Here is a 19,331-nt window from a genome sequence, read left to right on the forward strand (position 1 = left end):
CGGTGGATCGCTCCACCGCCATTTTCATATGCTTGTCACGCCAATTGTGTAGCGAGCCCCATGCTCAAGCTGAAGATGCGCGAAAGACCGTTTCCCGAGCTCTCCTATGCCGGTCCGCATCAGCCGGCGCTGACGCGCTGGTTCATCCACTCGGTCGAAGGCCTGTCGGGACGTGATCGCTTCGCCGCACTCTATGATTTCTGGCGCCGGCAAGTGGTGCCGAACGGCGAGCGCGTGTTCGGCCGCATGCTGGAGCTGATCGACGTCCGGGTGCGGACCGCCGGTCAATGGCCGCCGGCAAACCTGCCCGACACGCCGCTGGTGATTGTTGCCAACCATCCGTTCGGCATCGGCGACGGTATTGCCGTGTTGTCGCTGGCGGAGCAGCTCGGCCGACCGTTCCGCGTCATGATCCACAAGGATCTGCTCAAGATCCGCGAGATGGAGCCCTATTCGCTGCCGATCGACTTTTCCGAGACCAAGGACGCGCTGAAGAACAACATGGCGGTCCGCCATGAAGCGGTGCGGCTGCTCAAGGAGGGCGTCACCATCGTCGTCTTTCCGGCGGGAGGTGTCGCCACCGCGCCGAAGGGGTTTGGCCGGGCACGCGATCTGCCGTGGAAGGTGTTTCCGGCCCGTCTCGTTCAGGACGCAAAGGCGTCGGTCATCCCATTGCATTTTTCGGGCCAGAACGGCCGGCTGTTCCATCTGGTCAGCGGACCGATGAACATGGCCGAACGCGACGGGCGTGTGGCGAAATTCGTCGGCAAGGCCTCGCTGACACTGCGCACATCGCTGCTCATCCGTGAATTTGCGCGGCTCTCCGGCAAATCGATCGACGTGCGCGTCGGCGACGTGCTGGGGTGGGACGAACTGGAGCCGCTGCGAGACCGCAAGGCCTTGCTCGACCGCCTTCAGCGCGGCGTCTTCGATCTGGCGCCGGCCGAGACGACTGGCCGCGTGCCGTTGCTGGCGCGACGCATGCGCAAAGCAGCCTAGAGGGGGCGCGGCTTAGTCGGCGCCTTCCTCGGAATCGATGGCCGAAGCTTCGGTTGCCAGGACTTCGATGTCCTGATTGTGTCCGGCCACCACCGTAAAATCCTTCTGGTAGATGCGGTCGCGGTTTTTGGCGATGATGGTGTAGTCGCCCTCGGCCAGCACCATCGAGGCAAAGGCGCCGACGGTCTCCTTGATCGGGTCGCCGGACTCGTTCAGCAGCGACCAGGAGGTGTCGGCGATCGCCTCGCCGCCCGGCTCGCGCACCAGCTTCATGGTCATCTCGGCGGCACGATGCTCGACCGTCGCTTCGGTCAGCTTGCCGGCCTCGACGCGGATGTCGGAGCGGATGACCGCGTTCACAGCGCCATAGGTCGAAACAACGTGGTAGGTGCCGGCATTGAGCCGCACGACGCTGTTCGGCTCGACATCGGGTATGATCAGCGCGCGATCGCCATCGGCCGCGGCGTGGCTCTCATAAATCGAGAAGCGCAGCTTCTTCGGCGGTATGCGCACCCCTCCCGACAGCACGGCATCAAGCTTGAGGCCGCCGGCATCGAGCACGAGGCTCTCACGCTTGGCTTCCTTGCCGACGGTGATGCGCTTGGTGGCGCCGGCCCGCCCGTAGGAGGCATGGACCAGATAGGAACCCGGCTCGAGCTGGAATACGGCGGTGCCGCCATGAGCGGAGGCGACCATCGGCAGCTTGCCGTCGCTGGCCGATTCGGGCTTGAAGACGCGCCAGACGATGCCGCGCGTGATGTCGGCACCCTTGTCGGTCAATTGCGCCGACAGCGTGATCGCCCCGCTGCTGCCCAATGCCAGCGATGTCTCGCTTTTCGGAGGCGCATAGCCCGAAATTCCGGGAAGTTTCAGATCACTGAGGCCGTCTACATTCTGGGCGGCGGCAAGCGAAACCGGCACCATCAACAGTGCGGCAGCGAGCCATATCAGGAAAAGACGCAATGTCCCCTCAAACATGCCTTGCGTTGAAGCCCAATGCGGTGGCAATTTCAAGGCTTAAGAGTCCGGTCGGCTTCTGCTAGAGGGCTCTTTGTCCGGCGCGTCGCGCCAATGCCCCGAGCCGCCCGATATCCCGATGGCGCGCTTCAGCTCAAATTCCAGGAGACTTGCGCCCATGGCGTCGCCGATCATCGATTTTCTGCTGACCCGAAATTCCGCGCCGATCCCGGATTTGAAAGAGCCGGCACCGGGCGATGCGGAGATCGCGACGATGATCGCCGCCGCCTCGCGGGTGCCGGATCATGGCCGGCTGGAGCCTTGGCGTTTCATCCTCTATCGCGGCGAGGCTCGCGTCGAGATCGGCAAAAAGCTGGCAGCACTTGCCGAACAGCGCGAAGGGCCGTTGCCGGAAGGCCGCCGCAACCAGGAATTGGCACGCTTTTCGCGGGCGCCGCTGGTCATCGGCGTGATCTCGATCCCCAGGGAAAATCCAAAGATCCCGCAATGGGAGATGTTCCTGTCCGGCGGCATGGCGGCGATGAACCTGATGCTTGCCGCCAATGCACTGGGCTACGGCACCAACATGATCAGCAACTGGTATTCCGACGTGCCAGAGGGCAGGGCGATCCTCGGTCTGGCGCCGCATGAGCGGGTCGTCGGTTTTGTCCATATCGGCTCCTATCAGGGGCCGGCACCGGAGCGGCCACGCCCCGATCCGGCAAAGCTCTATGCCGACTATTCGGGGCCGTGGGTGGGGTAATTTTCGACGCGGGGCAGACCCTAAGCGTCAAGCCCAGCTGCCCTGGCTCGAGCCAGGAGCCGCTCGGCGAGCTTGAGATGCGGCCGGTCGTACATCTTGCCGTCGATGCCGACGACGCCGGGGTTTCCCGCCGCCTTGAATGCCTCGACGATCGCCCGGGCGCTTTTCACCGCTTGCGCCGAAGGCGTGAAGGCGGCGTTGATGACCGGCACCTGCGCCGGATGGATCGCCATCTTGCCGGTGAAGCCGTCGCGCTCGGCCTGGGCGCATTCGGCCTCGAAGCCGGCCATGTCGCGAAAATCCGGAAAGACTGTGTCGATCGCCGCGACTTCCGCGGCACTCGCGGCAAGCAGGGTCATGGTGCGGGCGAAGCGGAATACATCCGTGTAGCGGCCATTCGCGTCGCGCGTCGAGCGCGCGCCGATTGCCGCCGACAGATCTTCCGCGCCCCAGGTGACGCCGACAAGCCGCGCGCTTGCCTTGGCGTAGGTCGCGGCGGCCAGAACGCCGGCGGCCGTTTCTGTGATGATCGGCAGGATTTTTATCGCGCCATCCGGCAGGCCGCTTTCAGCTTCGTGCACCCTGAGCTTGGCCGAGAGATGCTGGACATCCAGTCCGCTGTTCGACTTAGGCAGCATGATGCCGTCGGGCTTCACTGGCACGAGCGCCGCCAGATCGTCGTCGGTCAGTCCGGTCGAAAGGTCATTGACGCGCACATAGATCGCGGAGTTGGTTCGGTGCCTGTGCCCGGCGAGGAAACGCGCCGCTGTGTCGCGCGCCAGCCCCTTGTTTTGCGAGGCAATCGAATCCTCGAGATCGACGATGACCATGTCGGCGCCCACGCCAAAGCCCTTTTGCAGCTTCTTTTCCGAATCGCCGGGAACGAAGAGCAGGGAACGCATCGGCTATGCCTTTTTCATCATCATGGCTTGCCTCGTGCATCTGGCAACCAGCACGTCGCTCTGGTTATAGGCGCGGTGCTCGAACTCGACGATACCGCGGTCCTGTTTCGACCTGGATTCGCGCACCGAGACGACAGTGGTCTCGACGCGAATCGTGTCGCCATGGAAGACGGGATGTGGAAACACCGTCTCCCTCATGCCGAGATTAGCGATGGTGGTGCCGACGGTGATATCGTTGACCGAGATGCCGATCATCAGGCCAAGCGTGAACAGCGAATTGACCAGCGGCTTGCCCCATTCGCTCTTGGCGGCGAAGTCGAAATCGATGTGCAGCGGCTGCGGGTTCAGCGTCATCACCGAAAACAGCATATTGTCGCTTTCGGTCACGGTTTTGCGCAGCGTGTGCTTGAACACTTGGCCGACAGCGAACTCCTCAAGATAAAGCCCGGCCATGGTCGATCTCCTCCGCTGCTTAAGGGTTGATAGGCGTTGCATATCGCGCCCGCAAGCCAGTTAACGAACATGGTGAACCGTTCGTAAACCATTTGTGCCTACGGTCCCGACAGGCGCCAGAAGCGTTCTGGCAAAGGGCGTAAGCAGGCGACATGGTCGTTTCGCATTTCCTGAAATGGATCCACACGGCAAAGGTGTCGGAGCGTGCTGCGGCGGCAAGCGCGCTGGCTCGCGCCTATGTCGACTCGGACCTGCCTTTCGAGGACCGCTGCGCTGCCGAGGCGGCGCTGACGTTGCTGCTCGATGACGCATCGTCGAAGGTGCGGCTGGCGATCGCCGATGCGCTTTCTCTGAGCCATCATGCGCCGCCGCAGATCGTCAGCGCGCTGGCTTCGGACCAGCCCGAGGTGGCCGCTTTGGTACTGGCGCGCTCGCCGCTGCTTACCGATTCCGACCTGATTGATCGGGTTGCCGGCGGCCAGAAAGCGACGCAGAAGGTGATCGCCGACCGGCCGCGCGTCTCGATGTCGGTTGCGGCAGCGATCGCCGAGGTCGGTGAGCCGGAAGCCTGCACCACGCTGCTCGCCAATAGCGGCGCCGACATCGCATCCGTCAGCTTTCGCCGCATGGCCGAGCGTCACGGCCATCTGCCTCTGGTGCGCGAGGCGCTGATCGCCGACACCCGGCTGCCCGCCGACTGCCGGCATATGCTGCTGGTCAAGCTAGGGGAGATGCTCAAGGGGTCGCCATTGGTGCTGGCGCTGATGGGCGCCGCCAGGGCCGAGCGCATCACGCGCGATGCTTGCGTCAAGGCTTCGGTGACGCTGATCGAAGGCACGCGGGCGGAGGAACATACCGCACTTGTCGAACATCTGCGCCTGCGCGGCGACCTGACCGCAAGCTTCGTCATCCGCACCATCGCGCACGGCAAGGTCGACTTCTTTGGCTCGGCGCTGGTCGCGCTCAGCCAGCAGTCCGAACAACGGGTGAGGGCACTGCTGGCCGGCGGGCATGACATAGCGTTGCAGGCACTGTTCCGCAGCGCCGGGCTTGCCGCTGCCACCCACGCCATCATCCTGCGCGCGCTGAAGGTCTGGCGTGAGGTCGCCAATGGCAAACGCCTCGCCGGCGTCCAGGAAGTCAGTTGGCTGATGCTGAAGGAATTGGGCGGACAGTCCGCCGAAGGCGATCTCGCCGGGCTGGTCAGATCGATCCATCTCGACGCGCTGCGCGAGAACGCACGCGGGCACGCGCTGGCGATCGCGGCTGCCTAAAGCAATTCCAGGAAAAGTGTGAAACGGTTTTCCGACTTGCGTCAAAATAAAAAACTGAGCGGTTCGGCGTTTCCGTGAAACGCTGAACCGTTCCAGGCCTCATCCTTCGCGAAAAATCCGGAAAAGTCTTGCGCACAGTGACAGCCGCCGTCCGCGGCTCGCCTAGCAGAAGACGCTCAGATATCCAGCACTTCCGTCGCGGCGAATTCCGCGCGTTCCTGGATGAAGCGGAAGCGGGCCTCGGGCTTGGTGCCCATAAGTGCGTCGACCGCATCCTTGGTCGCCGCCTCGGCGTCGATGACGTCCACCCTGAGCAGCGTGCGCTTTCTCGGGTCCATGGTGGTTTCTTTGAGCTGGGCGGCCATCATTTCGCCCAGCCCCTTGAAGCGGCCGATTTCGACTTTGCCGCGCCCGGTGAATTCGGTGCGCAGAAGTTCGTCCTTGTGCGCATCGTCGCGGGCATAGGCAACCTTGCCGCCTTGCCGGATCGAGTAGAGCGGCGGCACCGCCAGATAGAGATGGCCGCCGCGGACCAGGCTCGGCATCTCCTGGTAGAAGAAGGTGATCAGCAGCGAAGCGATATGGGCGCCATCGACGTCGGCGTCGGTCATGATGATGACCCGGTCGTAACGCAGGTCCTCGTCGCGGTATCTCGAGCGCGTGCCGCAGCCCAAGGCCTGGATCAGGTCGGCTATCTGCTGGTTGCCGGCCAGCTTGTCGTTGCCGGCGCTGGCGACGTTGAGGATCTTGCCGCGGAGCGGCAGCACCGCCTGGCTGGCGCGGTCGCGCGCCTGCTTCGCCGAGCCACCGGCCGAATCGCCCTCGACGATGAAGAGCTCGGCGCCGGCCGCTGCATTCTGCGTGCAATCGGCGAGCTTGCCGGGCAGGCGCAGCTTGCGCACGGCGCTCTTGCGCGACACTTCCTTTTCCTGGCGGCGGCGCACCCGCTCGTCGGCACGCGCGATCACCCATTCGAGCAGTTTCGAAGCTTCCTGCGGATTGTCGGCCAGCCAGTGGTCGAACGGGTCGCGGATGGCGCTTTCGACGATGCGAATGGCCTCGATCGTCGCCAGCCTGTCCTTGGTCTGGCCGACGAATTCCGGTTCGCGGATGAACACCGACAGCATGCCCGCCGCCGAGATCATCACATCTTCGGATGTGACGATCGAAGCGCGCTTGTTGCCGACCAGGTCGGCATAGGCGCGCAAGCCGCGCGTCAGAACGTTGCGGAAGCCGGCCTCATGCGTGCCGCCTTCCGCGGTCGGAATGGTGTTGCAATAGGAATTTATAAAGCCGTCGCCGCCGAACCAGGTCACCGCCCATTCGAGCGAACCGTGGCCGCCCTGCTTCTCGCTCTTGCCGGCGAACATTTCACGGGTCACCTGGAATTCGTCGCCGAGCGAGGCTTTCAGATAGTCCTTGAGGCCGCCCGGAAAATGGAATTCTGCCTTGGCCGGCGTCGTGTCCTTTTCCTTGATCAGCGAGGGATCGCAGGTCCAGCGGATTTCGACACCGCCGAACAGATAGGCTTTTGACCGCGCCATGCGGTAGAGCCGCGCCGGCTCGAACGCAGCACCCTTGCCGAAAATCTGCTCGTCTGGATGGAAGCGGATCTTCGTGCCGCGCCGGTTGTGCACCTCGCCGAGCTGCTCCAGGCCGGTCACCGGAACGCCTCGCGAGAAGCGCTGGCGATAGAGCTTGCGCCCAATCGCAACCTCGACCTCGAGATGGTCGGACAGCGCGTTGACCACGGAAACGCCGACACCGTGCAGGCCTCCCGAGGTCTCGTAGACCTTGCTGTCGAACTTGCCGCCTGAATGCAGCGTGGTCATGATGAGTTCGAGCGCCGGCTTCTTGAATTTCGGGTGCGGATCGACCGGAATGCCGCGGCCGTTGTCGGTTACAGACAGGTATCCGTCGGCGGAAAGCTCGACATCGATGAAGGTAGCATGGCCGGCGACCGCCTCGTCCATCGAATTGTCGATGACCTCGGCGAACAGATGGTGCATCGCCTTGTCGTCGGTGCCGCCAATGTACATGCCCGGGCGGCGGCGCACCGGCTCCAGCCCCTCCAGCACCTCGATATCGGCGGCACTATAGCTCTCGCTGGCATCGCGGGGCGCCGGCCGCTTCGCCGCCTGCACCAGCGGGTCGGCCGGGCGCGCGGCGCGAGCCGGTTGCGGCTGCTTGCCCAAATTGCCGAAAAGATCGTTATTGTCGTCCATGCCGGTCCTGGATTCCGATGCTGCGAATCACCACCCGATACTGCCACGCTTTTTGCGGGCAGGCGACGGAGGTTCCTGTTACGTTCGAGGATAGAGCCTCTTACTGCAAAACCATTCGACAACCAAGCGGCGGAAATGGGGTCGAAGCTTGGAGCATCGACGCTTTGTAAACCTTGTCCGAAGGTTACGCCGCAAGGTTGGCTGAAAAACGATATCCGCGGACTGTCGCTGACCTAGAATGCAGCGAAACCCTCAAGAGGCTGTCGCTTAAGCATGTTGGATTACAGTTCGCTCCTGCTCGCAGCGGCGCTGTCGGGCACGTGCCTCAGCATCACCATGTTTGCGATCTGGTTCACCGCGCCACAGGCACGCTTTGTGCTGACGGTGGCGTGCGGCATTCTCGTGCTCGTCGCACATGTGGTCTTGTTTTGGCATTACACAAGAGATCCAAGCCCCTGGCTTTGCCAGATCGTGCTTGCTCTTCTCAGCCTCGGCTTCCTGATTATCTGCCTGTCGGCCATGCAATATCTCAGCATGCGCGACTATAGGCGCGCCATCTTGCCGACCTTGGCTGCGATGGCTGTTTGCGCGGGCGCGACGTATCTCGGGTTTGATGGTGTCGGCTTCATTGTCACCTACGCGACGGTAACGGCGCTACTCTCGCTTATCGGGGCGATGTTCTGGATTGAGGGTGGTCATGATCGCCGGATATTGCTGGTCGTATCGTTCCTGAGCGGCGTCTGTGCGCTGTCGTTCGGACTTTGCGGCGCGGTCCTGCTGGTCAAGGGCCAGTGGGTGCTCGGCGTAGCACCGGACAATTGGGCCGAGCGGGTGAATTCCGTCGTAGCCGTCGCCTGCATGACCGGGCTTGGCGCATTAACGCTCTCCCTGCACCATTTGCAGGCGCAGATCGAATTGAAGGCCGAGACGATGACCGATCCATTGACCGGGCTGATGAACCGGCGGGCGTTAACGGCACTCTACGGCGAGCGGGTCTTCGGTCCGTTTATGTCCGTCGCCATGTTCGACCTCGACCATTTCAAAAGGACGAACGACGTATTCGGTCATCCGGTCGGCGACCAGGTCCTGCGCCGCTTTGCCGCCGTCATCAGGAAATACGCCAGAACCGGCGTCGACGCCTTCCGGCTGGGCGGCGAGGAATTCGTGCTCGTCATGTCGCGGATGACGGAAGAAAAGGCCTATGACATTGCGAGCAAGATCAGCGTCGCCTTCGGTACGGAAGTCGTGGCCACCCAGCTTGGTCCGTTGCGAAGCACAGTCAGCGGCGGCATCGGCTTTGGTGGGACGAGCGGCACCGGTCTCGATGATGTGCTGGCCGAAGCCGACGCCGCGCTCTATGCGGCAAAGCGCGCCGGGCGAAATCGCGTCATCGCCCGGGACAGGGCGAGCAAGGCCGACGGGCCGGCCTTGCGTTCTGCCTGATTGAGGCTTCTATCTTCTTGTTAGACCATGATCTTGTCCGAAAACCGGATTCCACTCTTCGGGATCATGGTCTACTCCGCCGCACCCAGATATTCCGACAGCGGCGGGCAGGAGCAGACCAGGTTGCGGTCGCCAGCGACGTTGTCGATGCGTGACACCGGTGGCCAGTATTTTGCCGCCGTATCGGCATCGCCGGCGGGGTAGGCCGCTTCCAGGCGCGAATAGGGATGGGTCCACTGGCCGGCCAACGCCTCGGCGGCGGTATGTGGCGCATTGACCAGAGGATTGTCGGCCAAGGGCCATTCGCCCTTCGCCACCTTGGCTGCCTCGCCGGCTATGGCGATCATGGCTTCGCAGAAACGATCCAGCTCGCGCTTGGGCTCGGATTCGGTCGGCTCGACCATCAGCGTGCCGGCCACCGGGAACGACATGGTCGGTGCGTGGAAGCCATAGTCGATCAGCCGCTTGGCGATATCGTCGACGCTGATGCCGGCGCTGTCCTTGAGCACGCGGGTGTCGAGGATGCATTCATGCGCAACGCGTCCGTTGCGCCCCTTGTAAAGCAGGGGGAAATGCTCGCCAAGCCGCGTCGCCACGTAGTTGGCGGAGATGATCGCCGTCTCGGTCGCCTGCTTCAGGCCGGAAGCGCCCATCATGCGGATATACATCCAGGTGATCGGCAGGATCGAGGCGCTGCCGAACGGTGCCGCCGCCACGGCATGGGCCGAGCCTTCGGTGACGTGGCCGGGCAGATATGGCTTCAGATGCGCCTTGACGCCGATCGGGCCGACGCCGGGGCCGCCGCCGCCATGTGGAATGCAGAAGGTCTTGTGCAGGTTCATGTGGCAGACATCGGCACCGATATCGCCGGGACGGGCGAGGCCGACCAGAGCGTTGAGATTGGCGCCGTCGAAATAGACCTGGCCGCCATGGCTGTGGACGAGCGCACAGAGGTCGCGCGCGCCTTCCTCGAAAACACCATGCGTCGAAGGATAGGTGAACATCAGCGCCGCGAGGTCTTTTGCATGCTCGGCCGCCTTGGCCTGCAAGTCTTCCATGTCGATATTGCCGTCCTCGGTGCAGCGCACGACGACGACACTCATGCCGGCCATGGCCGCACTTGCCGGATTGGTGCCATGCGCCGAGGACGGGATCAGGCAGACGGTGCGATGGCCTTCGCCACGCGACAAATGATAGCCGCGAATGGCGAGCAGCCCTGCATATTCGCCCTGGCTGCCGGCATTGGGCTGCAGGGTCACCGCGTCGAAGCCGGTGATCTCCGCCAGCCAGCCTTCCAGCTCGTCGATCATGGCGCGATAGCCTACCGAATGGCTCGCCGGGGCAAAGGGATGCAGGTTGGCGACATCGGGCCAGCTTACCGGCATCATTTCGGCGGCGGCGTTGAGCTTCATGGTGCAGGAGCCGAGCGGGATCATGGCGCGGTCGAGCGCCAGGTCCTTGTCGGACAGCCGGCGCAAGAAGCGCATCATGTCGGTTTCCGAGTGGTTTTCGCGGAAGACGGGCTGGGTGAGGAACTCCTTGCCGCGCGGTTTTCCTGGCATGGAACTGCCGGCGGCAACGCCGGCCTTGGTGCCGAAAAGTGCTGCGATCGCCTCCAGATCGGCCTCGGTGGAGGTCTCGTCAAAGCTGATGCCGACATGGTCGGCGTCGATGACACGCAGCAGCCGGCCGGTCTTCTCGGCGGCGGCGGCAAGTGCGGCGGCTCTGCCCTTCAGTTCCACGGTCACCGTGTCGAAGCGGCTTCCGCCGAGCACCGAAACGCCTGCTGCCTTGAGGCCGGCAGCCAGGCGGTTGGCCAGCGTGTGGACGCGGCCGGCAATCGCCTGCAGCCCGGCAGGGCCATGCCAGATCGCATAGGCCGTCGCCATGTTGGCGAGCAGCGCCTGTGCGGTGCAGATGTTGGAGGTCGCCTTGTCGCGGCGGATATGCTGCTCGCGTGTCTGCAAGGCCAGGCGATATCCGGGACGGCCCTTGCTGTCCGTCGACTGGCCAACGAGCCGGCCGGGCATCAGCCGCGTCAGCCTGTCGGACACGGCGCAATAGGCGGCGTGCGGCCCGCCAAAGCCCATCGGCACGCCAAAACGCTGCATCGGGCCGACGGCGATGTCGGCGCCAAGCCTGGCTGGCGCGTCGGTCAGCGTCAGGCCCAACGGATCGGCAATGAAGACGACCAGCGCGCCGGCAGCGCGGGCCTTGTCGATCGCTGCCTTGTGATTGCCATAGACGCCGAATGTATCGGGCCAGGAGACCAGCAGGGCGGCGGTGTTGTCGTCGATCACCTCGCCGTCGACCTCGATGCCGAGCGGTTCGGCGCGGGTGCGAACGACGTCCAGCGTCTGCGGGTGCGGCGTGCCGGCCAGTGCCACCTTGGTGCGCTTGTCGCGATGATGGCGCAGCGCAATGCCGACCGCTTCGGCCACCGCCGTCGCCTCGTCGAGCAGCGAGGCCGACGCCACCGGCAAGCCGGTCAGCTCGGTGACCAGCGTCTGGAAGTTGAACAGCATTTCCAGCCGGCCCTGGCTGATCTCGGCTTGGTAAGGCGTGTAAGCCGTATACCAGGCCGGGTTCTCGAACAGGTTGCGCTGGATCACCGGCGGCACGTGGACGCCATGATAGCCGGTACCGATGAAGCTCTTCAGCACCGTGTTCTTTGCCATCGTCGCCGCGAGCTCGGTCAGCGCTTCCGCTTCGCTTGCAGCGGCGGGCAAGGCCAATGGACGGTCGAGCCGGATCGACTTCGGCACTGCCTGGCTGATCAGCGTCTCGACCGAGGGAACGCCGATCGTGGCCAGCATGGCTCTGACGTCTTGGAGGCCCGGGCCGATATGGCGAGCCGAGAAGGGGTAGGGTGCTGCGGTCATCTTGCTGGTCCTGCTATCAACCAATATGGGCTTTGTAAGCGGCTTCATCGAGGAGGCCGTCGAGCTGGCTCTCATTGGCCAGCTTCATCTTCCACAGCCAGCCGTCGCCGGTTGCCGCCGAATTGACGAGCGAAGGATCGGCCGACAGCGCGGTGTTGGCTTCGGTGATCTCGCCGTCGACCGGTGCGTAGACGTCCGATGCCGCCTTGACCGATTCGACCACCACGGCCGTATCGCCCTTGGCCAGCTTTTTCCCTGGCTCAGGCAGTTCGACGAAGACGAGGTCACCGAGCTGCTGCTGCGCGTAATCGGTGATGCCGACGGTGGCGATGCCGCCCTCGACGCGAAGCCATTCGTGATCTTCGGTGAAATAGGTCTTTGCCATTGAAATCATCCTTTGCGGTAGCGATGGGGCGTGAAGGGCAAGGGGTGGATGTCGACCGGGATTTTCGTCCCGCGGACATCGGCGAACAGTCTTGTGCCGGGCTTGGCAAGCGGCGTCCGGACGTAGCCCATTGCCACCGGATGACCGGCCGAGGGGCCGAAGCCGCCTGAGGTGACATGGCCGGCAGGGTTGCCGTCGGCGTCGAAAAGGGCAGCACCGGCGCGCACCGGCTGGCGGCCGTCCGGCTTCAGGCCGACGCGTTTTTGCGCCGGGCCGCGCTCCAGGATGGCGCGCAATGCATCGGCGCCGATGAACGCGCCAGAGGCGCGAACCTCCTTGGGGATGGCCCACATCAGCCCGGCGCTCGCCGGATCGATCTCCGGCGTGATGTCCAGCCCGTGCAGGCACAGTCCTGCTTCGAGCCGCAGGCTGTCGCGGGCGGCAAGGCCGATCCACATCACTCGCTCGTCCTCGAGCAACCTGGTGACGAGGGTTCGCGCGTCCGCTTCCGGCAGGCCGATCTCGAAACCGTCTTCGCCGGTATAGCCCGACCGGCTCATGAACCAGTTTTCGCGCGGCTCGATGCCGTGCATGAACACCAGCGAACCGGTCTCGATGCCGGCGCGGGAAAGGGCAGCCCATGCCTCGGGGCCCTGGATGGCCAGGAAGACGCGGTCGAGCGCGTCCACCTTCACGTCGAAATCCTCGGCAAGTTCACGCAGATGCTTTTCGTCGGCGGCGGCGTTGCCGGCATTGGCGACCATCATGAAGCGCTCGACGCCGAGCTTGGTGACGATCAGATCGTCGAGTATTCCGGCGGCCTCATTGAGGAAGAACGTGTATTTGGACTGGGAAACCTGAAGCGCGCCGGCATCGAACGGGCAGGCGCGGTTCAGAAGCGCTGCTGCGCCCGGGCCGCTGATTTCGAACAGCTTCATGTGCGAGATGTCGAACAGGCCGGCATGCTCGCGGCTGTGAAGATGCTCCTTCATCACGCCGGCCGGATAGGTCAGCGGCATCGACCAGCCGGCGAAGGCGCCGAAGCGCGCACCGGCTGCCATGTGCAGATCTTCGAGGGGAAGGTGTTTGGTGTCGTCGCCCGTCATGTCATCTCCAGAGTCGCACGCAAGCGGTCGCGAATGGCGACCAGTCCGTGCCCCTCTGTCTGAAGCCTGAGAGACTCGCGCCCCGTAACTCTGTCGGCAGCGCTTACACCTTCGGCGCGGGGGCAAGCCCCGACTTTCCAGAGTGTCTTTCCCGTCTACGGTTCTTTTGCCTGAGAGATTTCGGGCGATTTCCCCTTCGGCGGCAGCTCTCGCTGCTCTCTCCCGCAAACAGGTAGGACTCGGTTAAGAGCCCTCGACTCGTCATCCATAGCCCGTGGACGACACCTTGTCACCTGCCAGCGACATTTTTACTGGCAGTCTTCTGCGGGCCTTCTTTACAGGCAAGCCTTCGCTAACCACGCCGCTTGCCGGTTTCTCAAGACCTTGCTGATATGCCGGATAAGGGCCGGCAATTGCCGGCGGCGGGCGGGGAACAAAATGGGCGAATTGATCATGAGCGCGCCAGTGGCCGGGCTGACCTCGAAAAATCGGATCACGGCGGAAGACGTGGTCATGCTGCGCGGCGAAGTGTTCGGCGACGGCGTGGTAACGCGCGGCGAGGCCGAGGCGCTGTTTGCGCTCGACGCGACGGCGAGGGACAAATGCGCGGAATGGCTCGAGTTTTTCGTCGAGGCCGTCACCGACTTCATCGTCCACCAGGAACAGCCGGCCGGCTATGTTTCCCAGGACAATGCCGACTGGCTGATCCGGGCGATTTCGCGCGACGGCATGGTTGACAGCCGAACCGAACTCGAGCTGCTAGTGCACGTGCTGGAAGTTGCCAAATCATCGCCGAGCACGCTTTCCGGCTATGCGCTGGAGCAGGTCGCTCATGCGGTCGTGGATGGCAAGGGGCCGCTGACGACCGGCGGCAGGCTTATCCCTGGGTCGATAGCCAAGGCTGAGGTCGAGCTGTTGCGCCGCATCCTTTACGCCTATGGCGGCGATGGCAACATCGCCATCAGCCGCGCCGAGGCCGAGGTGCTGTTCAAGATCAACGAGCGGACAGTGGCGGGCGACAATGATCCGTCGTGGAACGATCTGTTCGTCAAGGCGATCGCCAATTTCGTCATGTGTTCGGCCGGCTACGAAGCGCCGGTGCGCGATGTGGCGCTGCGCCGGGATGCTTTTTTCGAGCAGGCCGATCCGGAGATCGGCGGTTTCTTCAGCCGCATGGTGTCGGGTGGCCTGTCCGGCATTATGGAGGCCTATCGTTCACCGGGCGACGTCGAGGCCGAATGGGAATCGAGGAACAACGCAGCCGAGGCTCTGGCCCGCCGCGCCGAGACGGTCGATGCCGGCGAGGCGAAATGGCTGGCTGAACACATCGGCGACCGGCCGCTGCAGGAGAACGAGCGTGCGTTGCTGACGCTGATCAAGCACGCCTCGCCGGAAATCCACCCGGCGCTCAAGCCGCTGATCGACAAGGTCGCATAACAGGTCGCCAACCTATTGCTTGGCAGGTTCCGGCTTGGCGCCGGTGTCGAACCGCGACATCCATTTGAAGCTGCCGAACCAGTAGCGGCGCACGCCGCCTATGGTGCCGTCAGCGGTACGCGCGCCGATCCAGTTGTTGACGTATTGGATGAGGCGGACATCGTCCGGCCGCATGGCAAACGCCTCCGGCGTCCGCAACAGCGGACCGCCCACCATTTTCAATTTCGCGTCATAGAGCCTGGCGGCCATTTGCGGCGTTGGCGATGTGGCGACCATCGCCTGTGCGTCGCCGCCGATGATCGCGGCGAAAACATCTGAGGTATTGTCGAAAGACAGGATGGTCGCCTTAGGAAAAGCTTCCTTCGCGGCGGCTTCATCGGTGGAATTGGACAACACGGCGATCTTGTATCCCGGCGCCGCTACTGCCTTTCCCGGCCTTTTCCCAAGGCTGGCGATCGTCGCAACCATGCGGATATCGGCGGTACCGGTCTGGTTGGAGAACACCACCTCGCGTGCGCGTTCCGGCGTGCTGGCGTAGCCCGCCGCGATCATGTCGAAATCACCCTTGAGCAGTCGTGTCTTGAGGTCGTTCCAATGCACCTCGACCAGCTTCAGGTCGACGCCGAGATCAGACGCCAGCGCATTGGTCAGGTCGACATCATAGCCGGCGAACTTCCCGTCGGCCTTCTTGAGGATCCATGGCGGGTTGAGCGCCACGCCGACCGTCAGTGTCTTCTGGTCGATGATGCGCTTGAGGCTGTCATCCGCCCGGGCTGGCAGCAGCGACAAAGCCAACCAGGCAGAAAGGGCAAGTATAGTTGTGGCGATCATCTTAGCGCGCATTAATATAACCTCGCTGAGCCCGTCCGGTTGTCAGATTTACACAGAGGTGCCATTCTGTCGATAGCGGACCCTGATGGAGAGTTGCGATGTCGGCACGGATGGCGGTTAGCAGTTCGATGATGTTCCTGGTTTGCATCCTGGGCAACCCGGCGAAGCTTTCGTTGCTGCCGGCGGCAGCGCAGGCTGCGGGGGCAAAACGCATGGTCTGCTCCAGCGCCGATTACCGCTATTCCTATTGCGGGATCGATACGCGACGTGGCGTGCAGTTGACCTCCAGGCTTTCGAAGGCGCGTTGCGTATATGGTAGAAGCTGGGGCTATGACGGCGGCGGCATCTGGGTCGACAATGGTTGCTCGGCCGAATTCGCAGTCGCCGGCCCCAACCGCAATCCCTCTGCTGGCGACGTCGCTGCAGCCATTATCGTCGGCGGCGTGGTAGGCGCCATTCTCGACGACGGCAATTCGCACCGCCATCATTCCGACAATTACTATCCGAAGCCGCGCCCGCGCCGTTACGACCAATCGATCGATCCGACGCCGCAATTCGACAATCAGGGCAATCCCAACTTCGATACCCACGGCAACTACCAAGGACCGCACGGGCTGGGGAAGCTTGTTACCCCTGACGACAATCCTGATCTGAATCCGGCCCTGCGCAGCGACGGCGACGACAGCGACGACGACAGTTAGATGAGGCTTAAGTCAGGTTTCGGTCAGATGCCGCCGTACCAGTCGTAGCCATTGTCCTCCCAATAGCCGCCTCTGCCGCCGCCGACATTGGCGAAGCCGTCGACCAGCTCGATCTTGGTGAGGTATTTCGGCATTTTGTAGCCGAGCTGGCGCTCGACGCGGACGCGCAGCGGCGCGCCGTTCTCGACCGGCAACGGCTTGCCGTTGAGGCCATAGGCAAGGATCGTTTGCGGATGACGGGCATCGATCAGGTCGATCGAGCCGTAATATTTGATATCGCCGGCAAGGCTGCGGTCGATCGTATCGAGGCAGTGGAACATGACGTAGCGCGCCTGCGGCTTGACCACCGCCTGGTCGAGCACCAGCGACAGCGGCGTGCCGGTCCATTTGGCAATGCAGCTCCAGCCCTCGACGCAGTCGTGGCGGGTGATCTGGGTGCGGCTCGGCATGTTCATCAGTTGGTCGCGGCTCAGCGACAGCGGTTTTTCGACGAGGCCGGAAACCTCCAGCCGCCAGTCGGCGAAATCGTTGGCGAGCAGGCCCTTGTAGAAATCGTCGTCGGGCGCTGTGACGCCGTTCGGCCGCTGCGGCTGGCGAATGTCGGCCTCGGTGAACTCCGGCGCCAGCGCGTCACGGCCGGCAAGCAGCCGCTGCGCCCGCCAGGTCAGGCCATTGGCGCTTTCGAGGAAACTGCGCAGGCCGTCGCCGACGCCAAGCTGGCTGTCGAAGGCATCGCAGCCCGAAAGCATGATGCCGGAAAGGCCCAAGCTGGCCGAGGTCAGGAACTTTCTTCGGCTTATCTGTAGCTTGGGGCTGATCTCGAATTTCGCCATGTCAGGCGCTCCTCTCGGGTGCTTTGTCGCCATTCGCCGGCGGGTCGGTTCGATACCAGCCGGTGATAATCGAACGCAGCTCGTTGATCGGGCCGGCGGCCAGGATCATCAGGATGTGGATGACGAAGAAGGCGACGAGCAGCAGCATCACCGTGAAGTGGATGGTACGTGCCGTCTGCCGGCCACCGAGCAGGTCGTTCAGGAATGGCAGCACCGAGTTCATGCTCGGCGACATGGCCAGGCCGGTGATGATCATCAGCGGCAGCAGCACGAACAGCACGCCGCCATAGGCCATCTTCTGCAACGTGTTGTATTCGCGCGTGTGGTGGAACCTGAACCTTGCGTGGTCGACAATGTCTCGCGGCAGCCGCCTGAAATCATCGAGGCGCGGGGCAAGATCGCGCCGCAAATGGCCGTTGATCAGACTGGCGACCAGCCAGACCAGCAGCGTGGTGGTCAGCACCCAGGCGAAGAAGAAATGAACGACGCGCGCGGTGCCGAGATCGTAGTAGGAAGGGATCGTCGCCCAGGACGGGAAGGCGCGGGAGGTCTCCTGGCCGGCCGGACCCGACCAGCCGAGCACGCCGGTGGTATCGAAGCGCTTGCCGAAGATCTCGGTGTAGCCGCGCGGGCCGGTCACCGTGTTCTCGGCGCCGATGGCGAAGATGGTGTTGTTATAGCCAAAGCCCGACTCCTTGCCGATGTAGAGCTGTGGGCGGGCGTTAAATATTTGCAGACCGGAAAGCAGCATGAAGAACAGCGCGATCGCCCATAGCCAATGCGTCAGCCGCGTCCAGCGCGACTGCCGATAGATCAGCGTCGCATCGCTCGGCGCGGCGGTATCTGCTTCGGCGGCTTGGTTTCTGGCCAGCGATTCCATCTGTTGTTCCCTCCGGCCGCACGTTCGCCGCGGCCTGTCAGATCTCTTCTCCTCCCAATACGTCGCCAGCTTAAGCGATGTTTCACCCGATCCCGGATTTATTACGGACTGCCGAGGCTGACTGCGAGGTTGACCGCGGCTGCCACGGTCACCGTGTTGAAGAAGAACGACAGGATCGAATGCACAAGCACGACACGGCGCATTTGCGAGGTTGTGATGTTGGTGTCGGCAGTTTGCGCCGTCATGCCGATCACTGTCGCAAAATAGAGGAAATCCGAGCCTTCCGGCCGTTTGCCGCCCGGGAAGTCGAGGCCGCCGACCGGAATTTTCTTTTTGGTGTCGCCATCCATCGCGTCGCCGTCCAACCAATAGAGATGTGCGTAGTGAAGTGCCGCCATCGCATGGATGGTCAACCAGCCAAGCGGGATAGACAACAACGCCACCGTAAGCTCGACGGGATCCGCGCTCTTCTCCCTGTTGATCAATTGAAACAACGAGATGATGGCAATTGCGACCACAACCAGCGTGACCGCGAAGATGGCCAGCACCGGCAGGTCCGTGTCGCCTGCATTCTTGCGCAGATAGCTGCCAGTAAGCCGCGGCATGTGAGCGACGACAAGACAGAGATAGGCGGCAAAGAACACATTGGCGCCGATCGAATAGGCAAGCGGCGCACGCCAGATCAGCGCTGCGGCGAAGGCTGCCACGCCGATGCAGGCCGACAGCGCGAACGGCGTGTGGCGTTGCATGGGCATCTTGGTGGGGGTACCGGTCGTCATGGTTTCAGTCCGCTGAGGCGGATTTCAGCGCTCGCCGCAAGATGCGGTCAAGTTCGCCGAGAAACCGCGAGCGATCCTGCGGCGCGAAGCTCGAATTGTAGCCCTTGCTTTCGCCGGTCTCGCGCAGGTGCTGCTTGAGGTCGCGCATCGCCACCGCCATGCCGATCGTCTCCGGCGTAAACGGGCGCCCGGTCGGGCCGAGTACATGGGCGCCAAGTGCCACCGCGCGCGCGGCAAGCGGGATGTCGGCGGTCACCACGATGTCGTTGGGCCGGGCATTTTCGACGATCCAGTCGTCGGCGGCGTCGGCGCTCTTGGAGACGACGACATTGCGGATCATCGGATCGCGCGATGGACGCAAGCCGCCATTGGAGACGAAGGTGACGACGATGCCGTGCCGCTCGGCAACCTTTTCGACCTCGGCCTTCACTGGGCAGGCATCGGCATCGACGAGAATAGCGGGTGCGGGCATCGTTGTTCC

At 63.4% G+C, this 19,331-nt stretch carries 18 protein-coding genes and 1 riboswitch; of the genes, 6 read left to right on the top strand and 12 right to left on the bottom strand.

Translation table 11 applies throughout. The features are described from left to right. Nucleotides 1–60 precede the first annotated feature (60 nt). Nucleotides 61–999 (top strand): lysophospholipid acyltransferase family protein, encoded by a 939-nt coding sequence (locus NKI50_RS02305; RefSeq protein ID WP_352640623.1) that lies wholly within the window; start codon nt 61–63, stop codon nt 997–999. Between the two features lie 12 nt (nt 1,000–1,011). On the opposite strand, the gene NKI50_RS02310 is transcribed toward NKI50_RS02305, so the two are convergent. Beyond that, nucleotides 1,012–1,977, bottom strand: a complete 966-nt coding sequence (locus NKI50_RS02310) for an RgsD C-terminal domain-containing protein (RefSeq protein ID WP_023720140.1) — start codon at nt 1,975–1,977, stop codon at nt 1,012–1,014. A 157-nt stretch (nt 1,978–2,134) separates the two neighbouring features. Here NKI50_RS02310 and NKI50_RS02315 point away from each other — a divergent pair, with 157 nt between their 5' ends. Next, nucleotides 2,135–2,719 carry a nitroreductase family protein gene (locus tag NKI50_RS02315; RefSeq protein WP_352640625.1) on the top strand — a complete coding sequence of 195 codons (585 nt, stop codon included), beginning with the start codon at nt 2,135–2,137 and terminating at the stop codon, nt 2,717–2,719. A 20-nt stretch (nt 2,720–2,739) separates the two neighbouring features. On the opposite strand, the gene NKI50_RS02320 is transcribed toward NKI50_RS02315, so the two are convergent. After that, nucleotides 2,740–3,621, bottom strand: a complete 882-nt coding sequence (locus NKI50_RS02320) for an HpcH/HpaI aldolase/citrate lyase family protein (RefSeq protein WP_352640627.1) — start codon at nt 3,619–3,621, stop codon at nt 2,740–2,742. Between the two features lie 3 nt (nt 3,622–3,624). Beyond that, a complete protein-coding gene (locus NKI50_RS02325; protein WP_352640629.1) occupies nt 3,625–4,116 on the bottom strand; it encodes a MaoC family dehydratase in 492 nt (163 codons plus the stop codon). A 110-nt stretch (nt 4,117–4,226) separates the two neighbouring features. Between NKI50_RS02325 and NKI50_RS02330 the strand changes: the two genes are divergently transcribed. After that, complete coding sequence (locus NKI50_RS02330) at nt 4,227–5,348, top strand: DUF2336 domain-containing protein (protein WP_352640631.1); 1,122 nt, start codon at nt 4,227–4,229, stop codon at nt 5,346–5,348. A 176-nt stretch (nt 5,349–5,524) separates the two neighbouring features. Here NKI50_RS02330 and parE read toward each other — a convergent pair whose 3' ends face one another. Further along, a complete protein-coding gene (gene parE, locus NKI50_RS02335) occupies nt 5,525–7,573 on the bottom strand; it encodes a DNA topoisomerase IV subunit B (protein ID WP_352640633.1) in 2,049 nt (682 codons plus the stop codon). Nucleotides 7,574–7,846: 273 nt separating this feature from the next. On the opposite strand from parE, the gene NKI50_RS02340 reads away from it, so the two are divergent. Next, the gene (locus NKI50_RS02340; protein WP_023720133.1) at nt 7,847–9,016 is read left to right on the top strand and encodes a GGDEF domain-containing protein; all 1,170 of its coding nucleotides are present in this window, start codon (nt 7,847–7,849) and stop codon (nt 9,014–9,016) included. A gap of 71 nt (nt 9,017–9,087) precedes the next feature. Here NKI50_RS02340 and gcvP read toward each other — a convergent pair whose 3' ends face one another. The 3 genes from gcvP to gcvT are packed head-to-tail and all read right to left on the bottom strand — an operon-like array spanning nt 9,088 to nt 13,389. After that, complete coding sequence (gene gcvP / locus NKI50_RS02345; RefSeq protein ID WP_352640635.1) at nt 9,088–11,898, bottom strand: aminomethyl-transferring glycine dehydrogenase; 2,811 nt, start codon at nt 11,896–11,898, stop codon at nt 9,088–9,090. A gap of 16 nt (nt 11,899–11,914) precedes the next feature. Further along, complete coding sequence (gene gcvH / locus NKI50_RS02350) at nt 11,915–12,283, bottom strand: glycine cleavage system protein GcvH (RefSeq protein ID WP_352482176.1); 369 nt, start codon at nt 12,281–12,283, stop codon at nt 11,915–11,917. Between the two features lie 5 nt (nt 12,284–12,288). Continuing rightward, nucleotides 12,289–13,389 (bottom strand): glycine cleavage system aminomethyltransferase GcvT, encoded by a 1,101-nt coding sequence (gene gcvT / locus NKI50_RS02355; protein ID WP_352640638.1) that lies wholly within the window; start codon nt 13,387–13,389, stop codon nt 12,289–12,291. Between the two features lie 148 nt (nt 13,390–13,537). After that, nucleotides 13,538–13,624: riboswitch (glycine riboswitch) on the bottom strand. Between the two features lie 203 nt (nt 13,625–13,827). Between gcvT and NKI50_RS02360 the strand changes: the two genes are divergently transcribed. Further along, on the top strand, nt 13,828–14,826 hold the full coding sequence (locus NKI50_RS02360) for a hypothetical protein (RefSeq protein WP_352547341.1): 999 nt from the start codon (nt 13,828–13,830) through the stop codon (nt 14,824–14,826). A 12-nt stretch (nt 14,827–14,838) separates the two neighbouring features. Here NKI50_RS02360 and NKI50_RS02365 read toward each other — a convergent pair whose 3' ends face one another. Further along, complete coding sequence (locus NKI50_RS02365; RefSeq protein ID WP_352640640.1) at nt 14,839–15,669, bottom strand: transporter substrate-binding domain-containing protein; 831 nt, start codon at nt 15,667–15,669, stop codon at nt 14,839–14,841. Nucleotides 15,670–15,755: 86 nt separating this feature from the next. On the opposite strand from NKI50_RS02365, the gene NKI50_RS02370 reads away from it, so the two are divergent. Then, nucleotides 15,756–16,358 carry a DUF3011 domain-containing protein gene (locus NKI50_RS02370; protein ID WP_352640642.1) on the top strand — a complete coding sequence of 201 codons (603 nt, stop codon included), beginning with the start codon at nt 15,756–15,758 and terminating at the stop codon, nt 16,356–16,358. A 23-nt stretch (nt 16,359–16,381) separates the two neighbouring features. Here the strand turns inward: NKI50_RS02370 and NKI50_RS02375 are convergent, their stop codons facing one another. From NKI50_RS02375 to NKI50_RS02390, 4 genes are all read right to left on the bottom strand, one after another. Next, nucleotides 16,382–17,191 carry a molybdopterin-binding protein gene (locus NKI50_RS02375; RefSeq protein WP_352715258.1) on the bottom strand — a complete coding sequence of 270 codons (810 nt, stop codon included), beginning with the start codon at nt 17,189–17,191 and terminating at the stop codon, nt 16,382–16,384. Between the two features lies 1 nt (nt 17,192). Next, nucleotides 17,193–18,071 (bottom strand): cytochrome b/b6 domain-containing protein, encoded by an 879-nt coding sequence (locus tag NKI50_RS02380; RefSeq protein WP_023720125.1) that lies wholly within the window; start codon nt 18,069–18,071, stop codon nt 17,193–17,195. A gap of 101 nt (nt 18,072–18,172) precedes the next feature. Next, on the bottom strand, nt 18,173–18,850 hold the full coding sequence (locus NKI50_RS02385) for a DUF1345 domain-containing protein (protein WP_352715262.1): 678 nt from the start codon (nt 18,848–18,850) through the stop codon (nt 18,173–18,175). A gap of 4 nt (nt 18,851–18,854) precedes the next feature. Then, the gene (locus tag NKI50_RS02390; RefSeq protein ID WP_023720123.1) at nt 18,855–19,322 is read right to left on the bottom strand and encodes a YaiI/YqxD family protein; all 468 of its coding nucleotides are present in this window, start codon (nt 19,320–19,322) and stop codon (nt 18,855–18,857) included. Nucleotides 19,323–19,331: the final 9 nt, after the last annotated feature.

The organism is Mesorhizobium sp. M0563 (assembly GCF_040321065.1).
Taxonomy (GTDB): domain Bacteria; phylum Pseudomonadota; class Alphaproteobacteria; order Rhizobiales; family Rhizobiaceae; genus Mesorhizobium.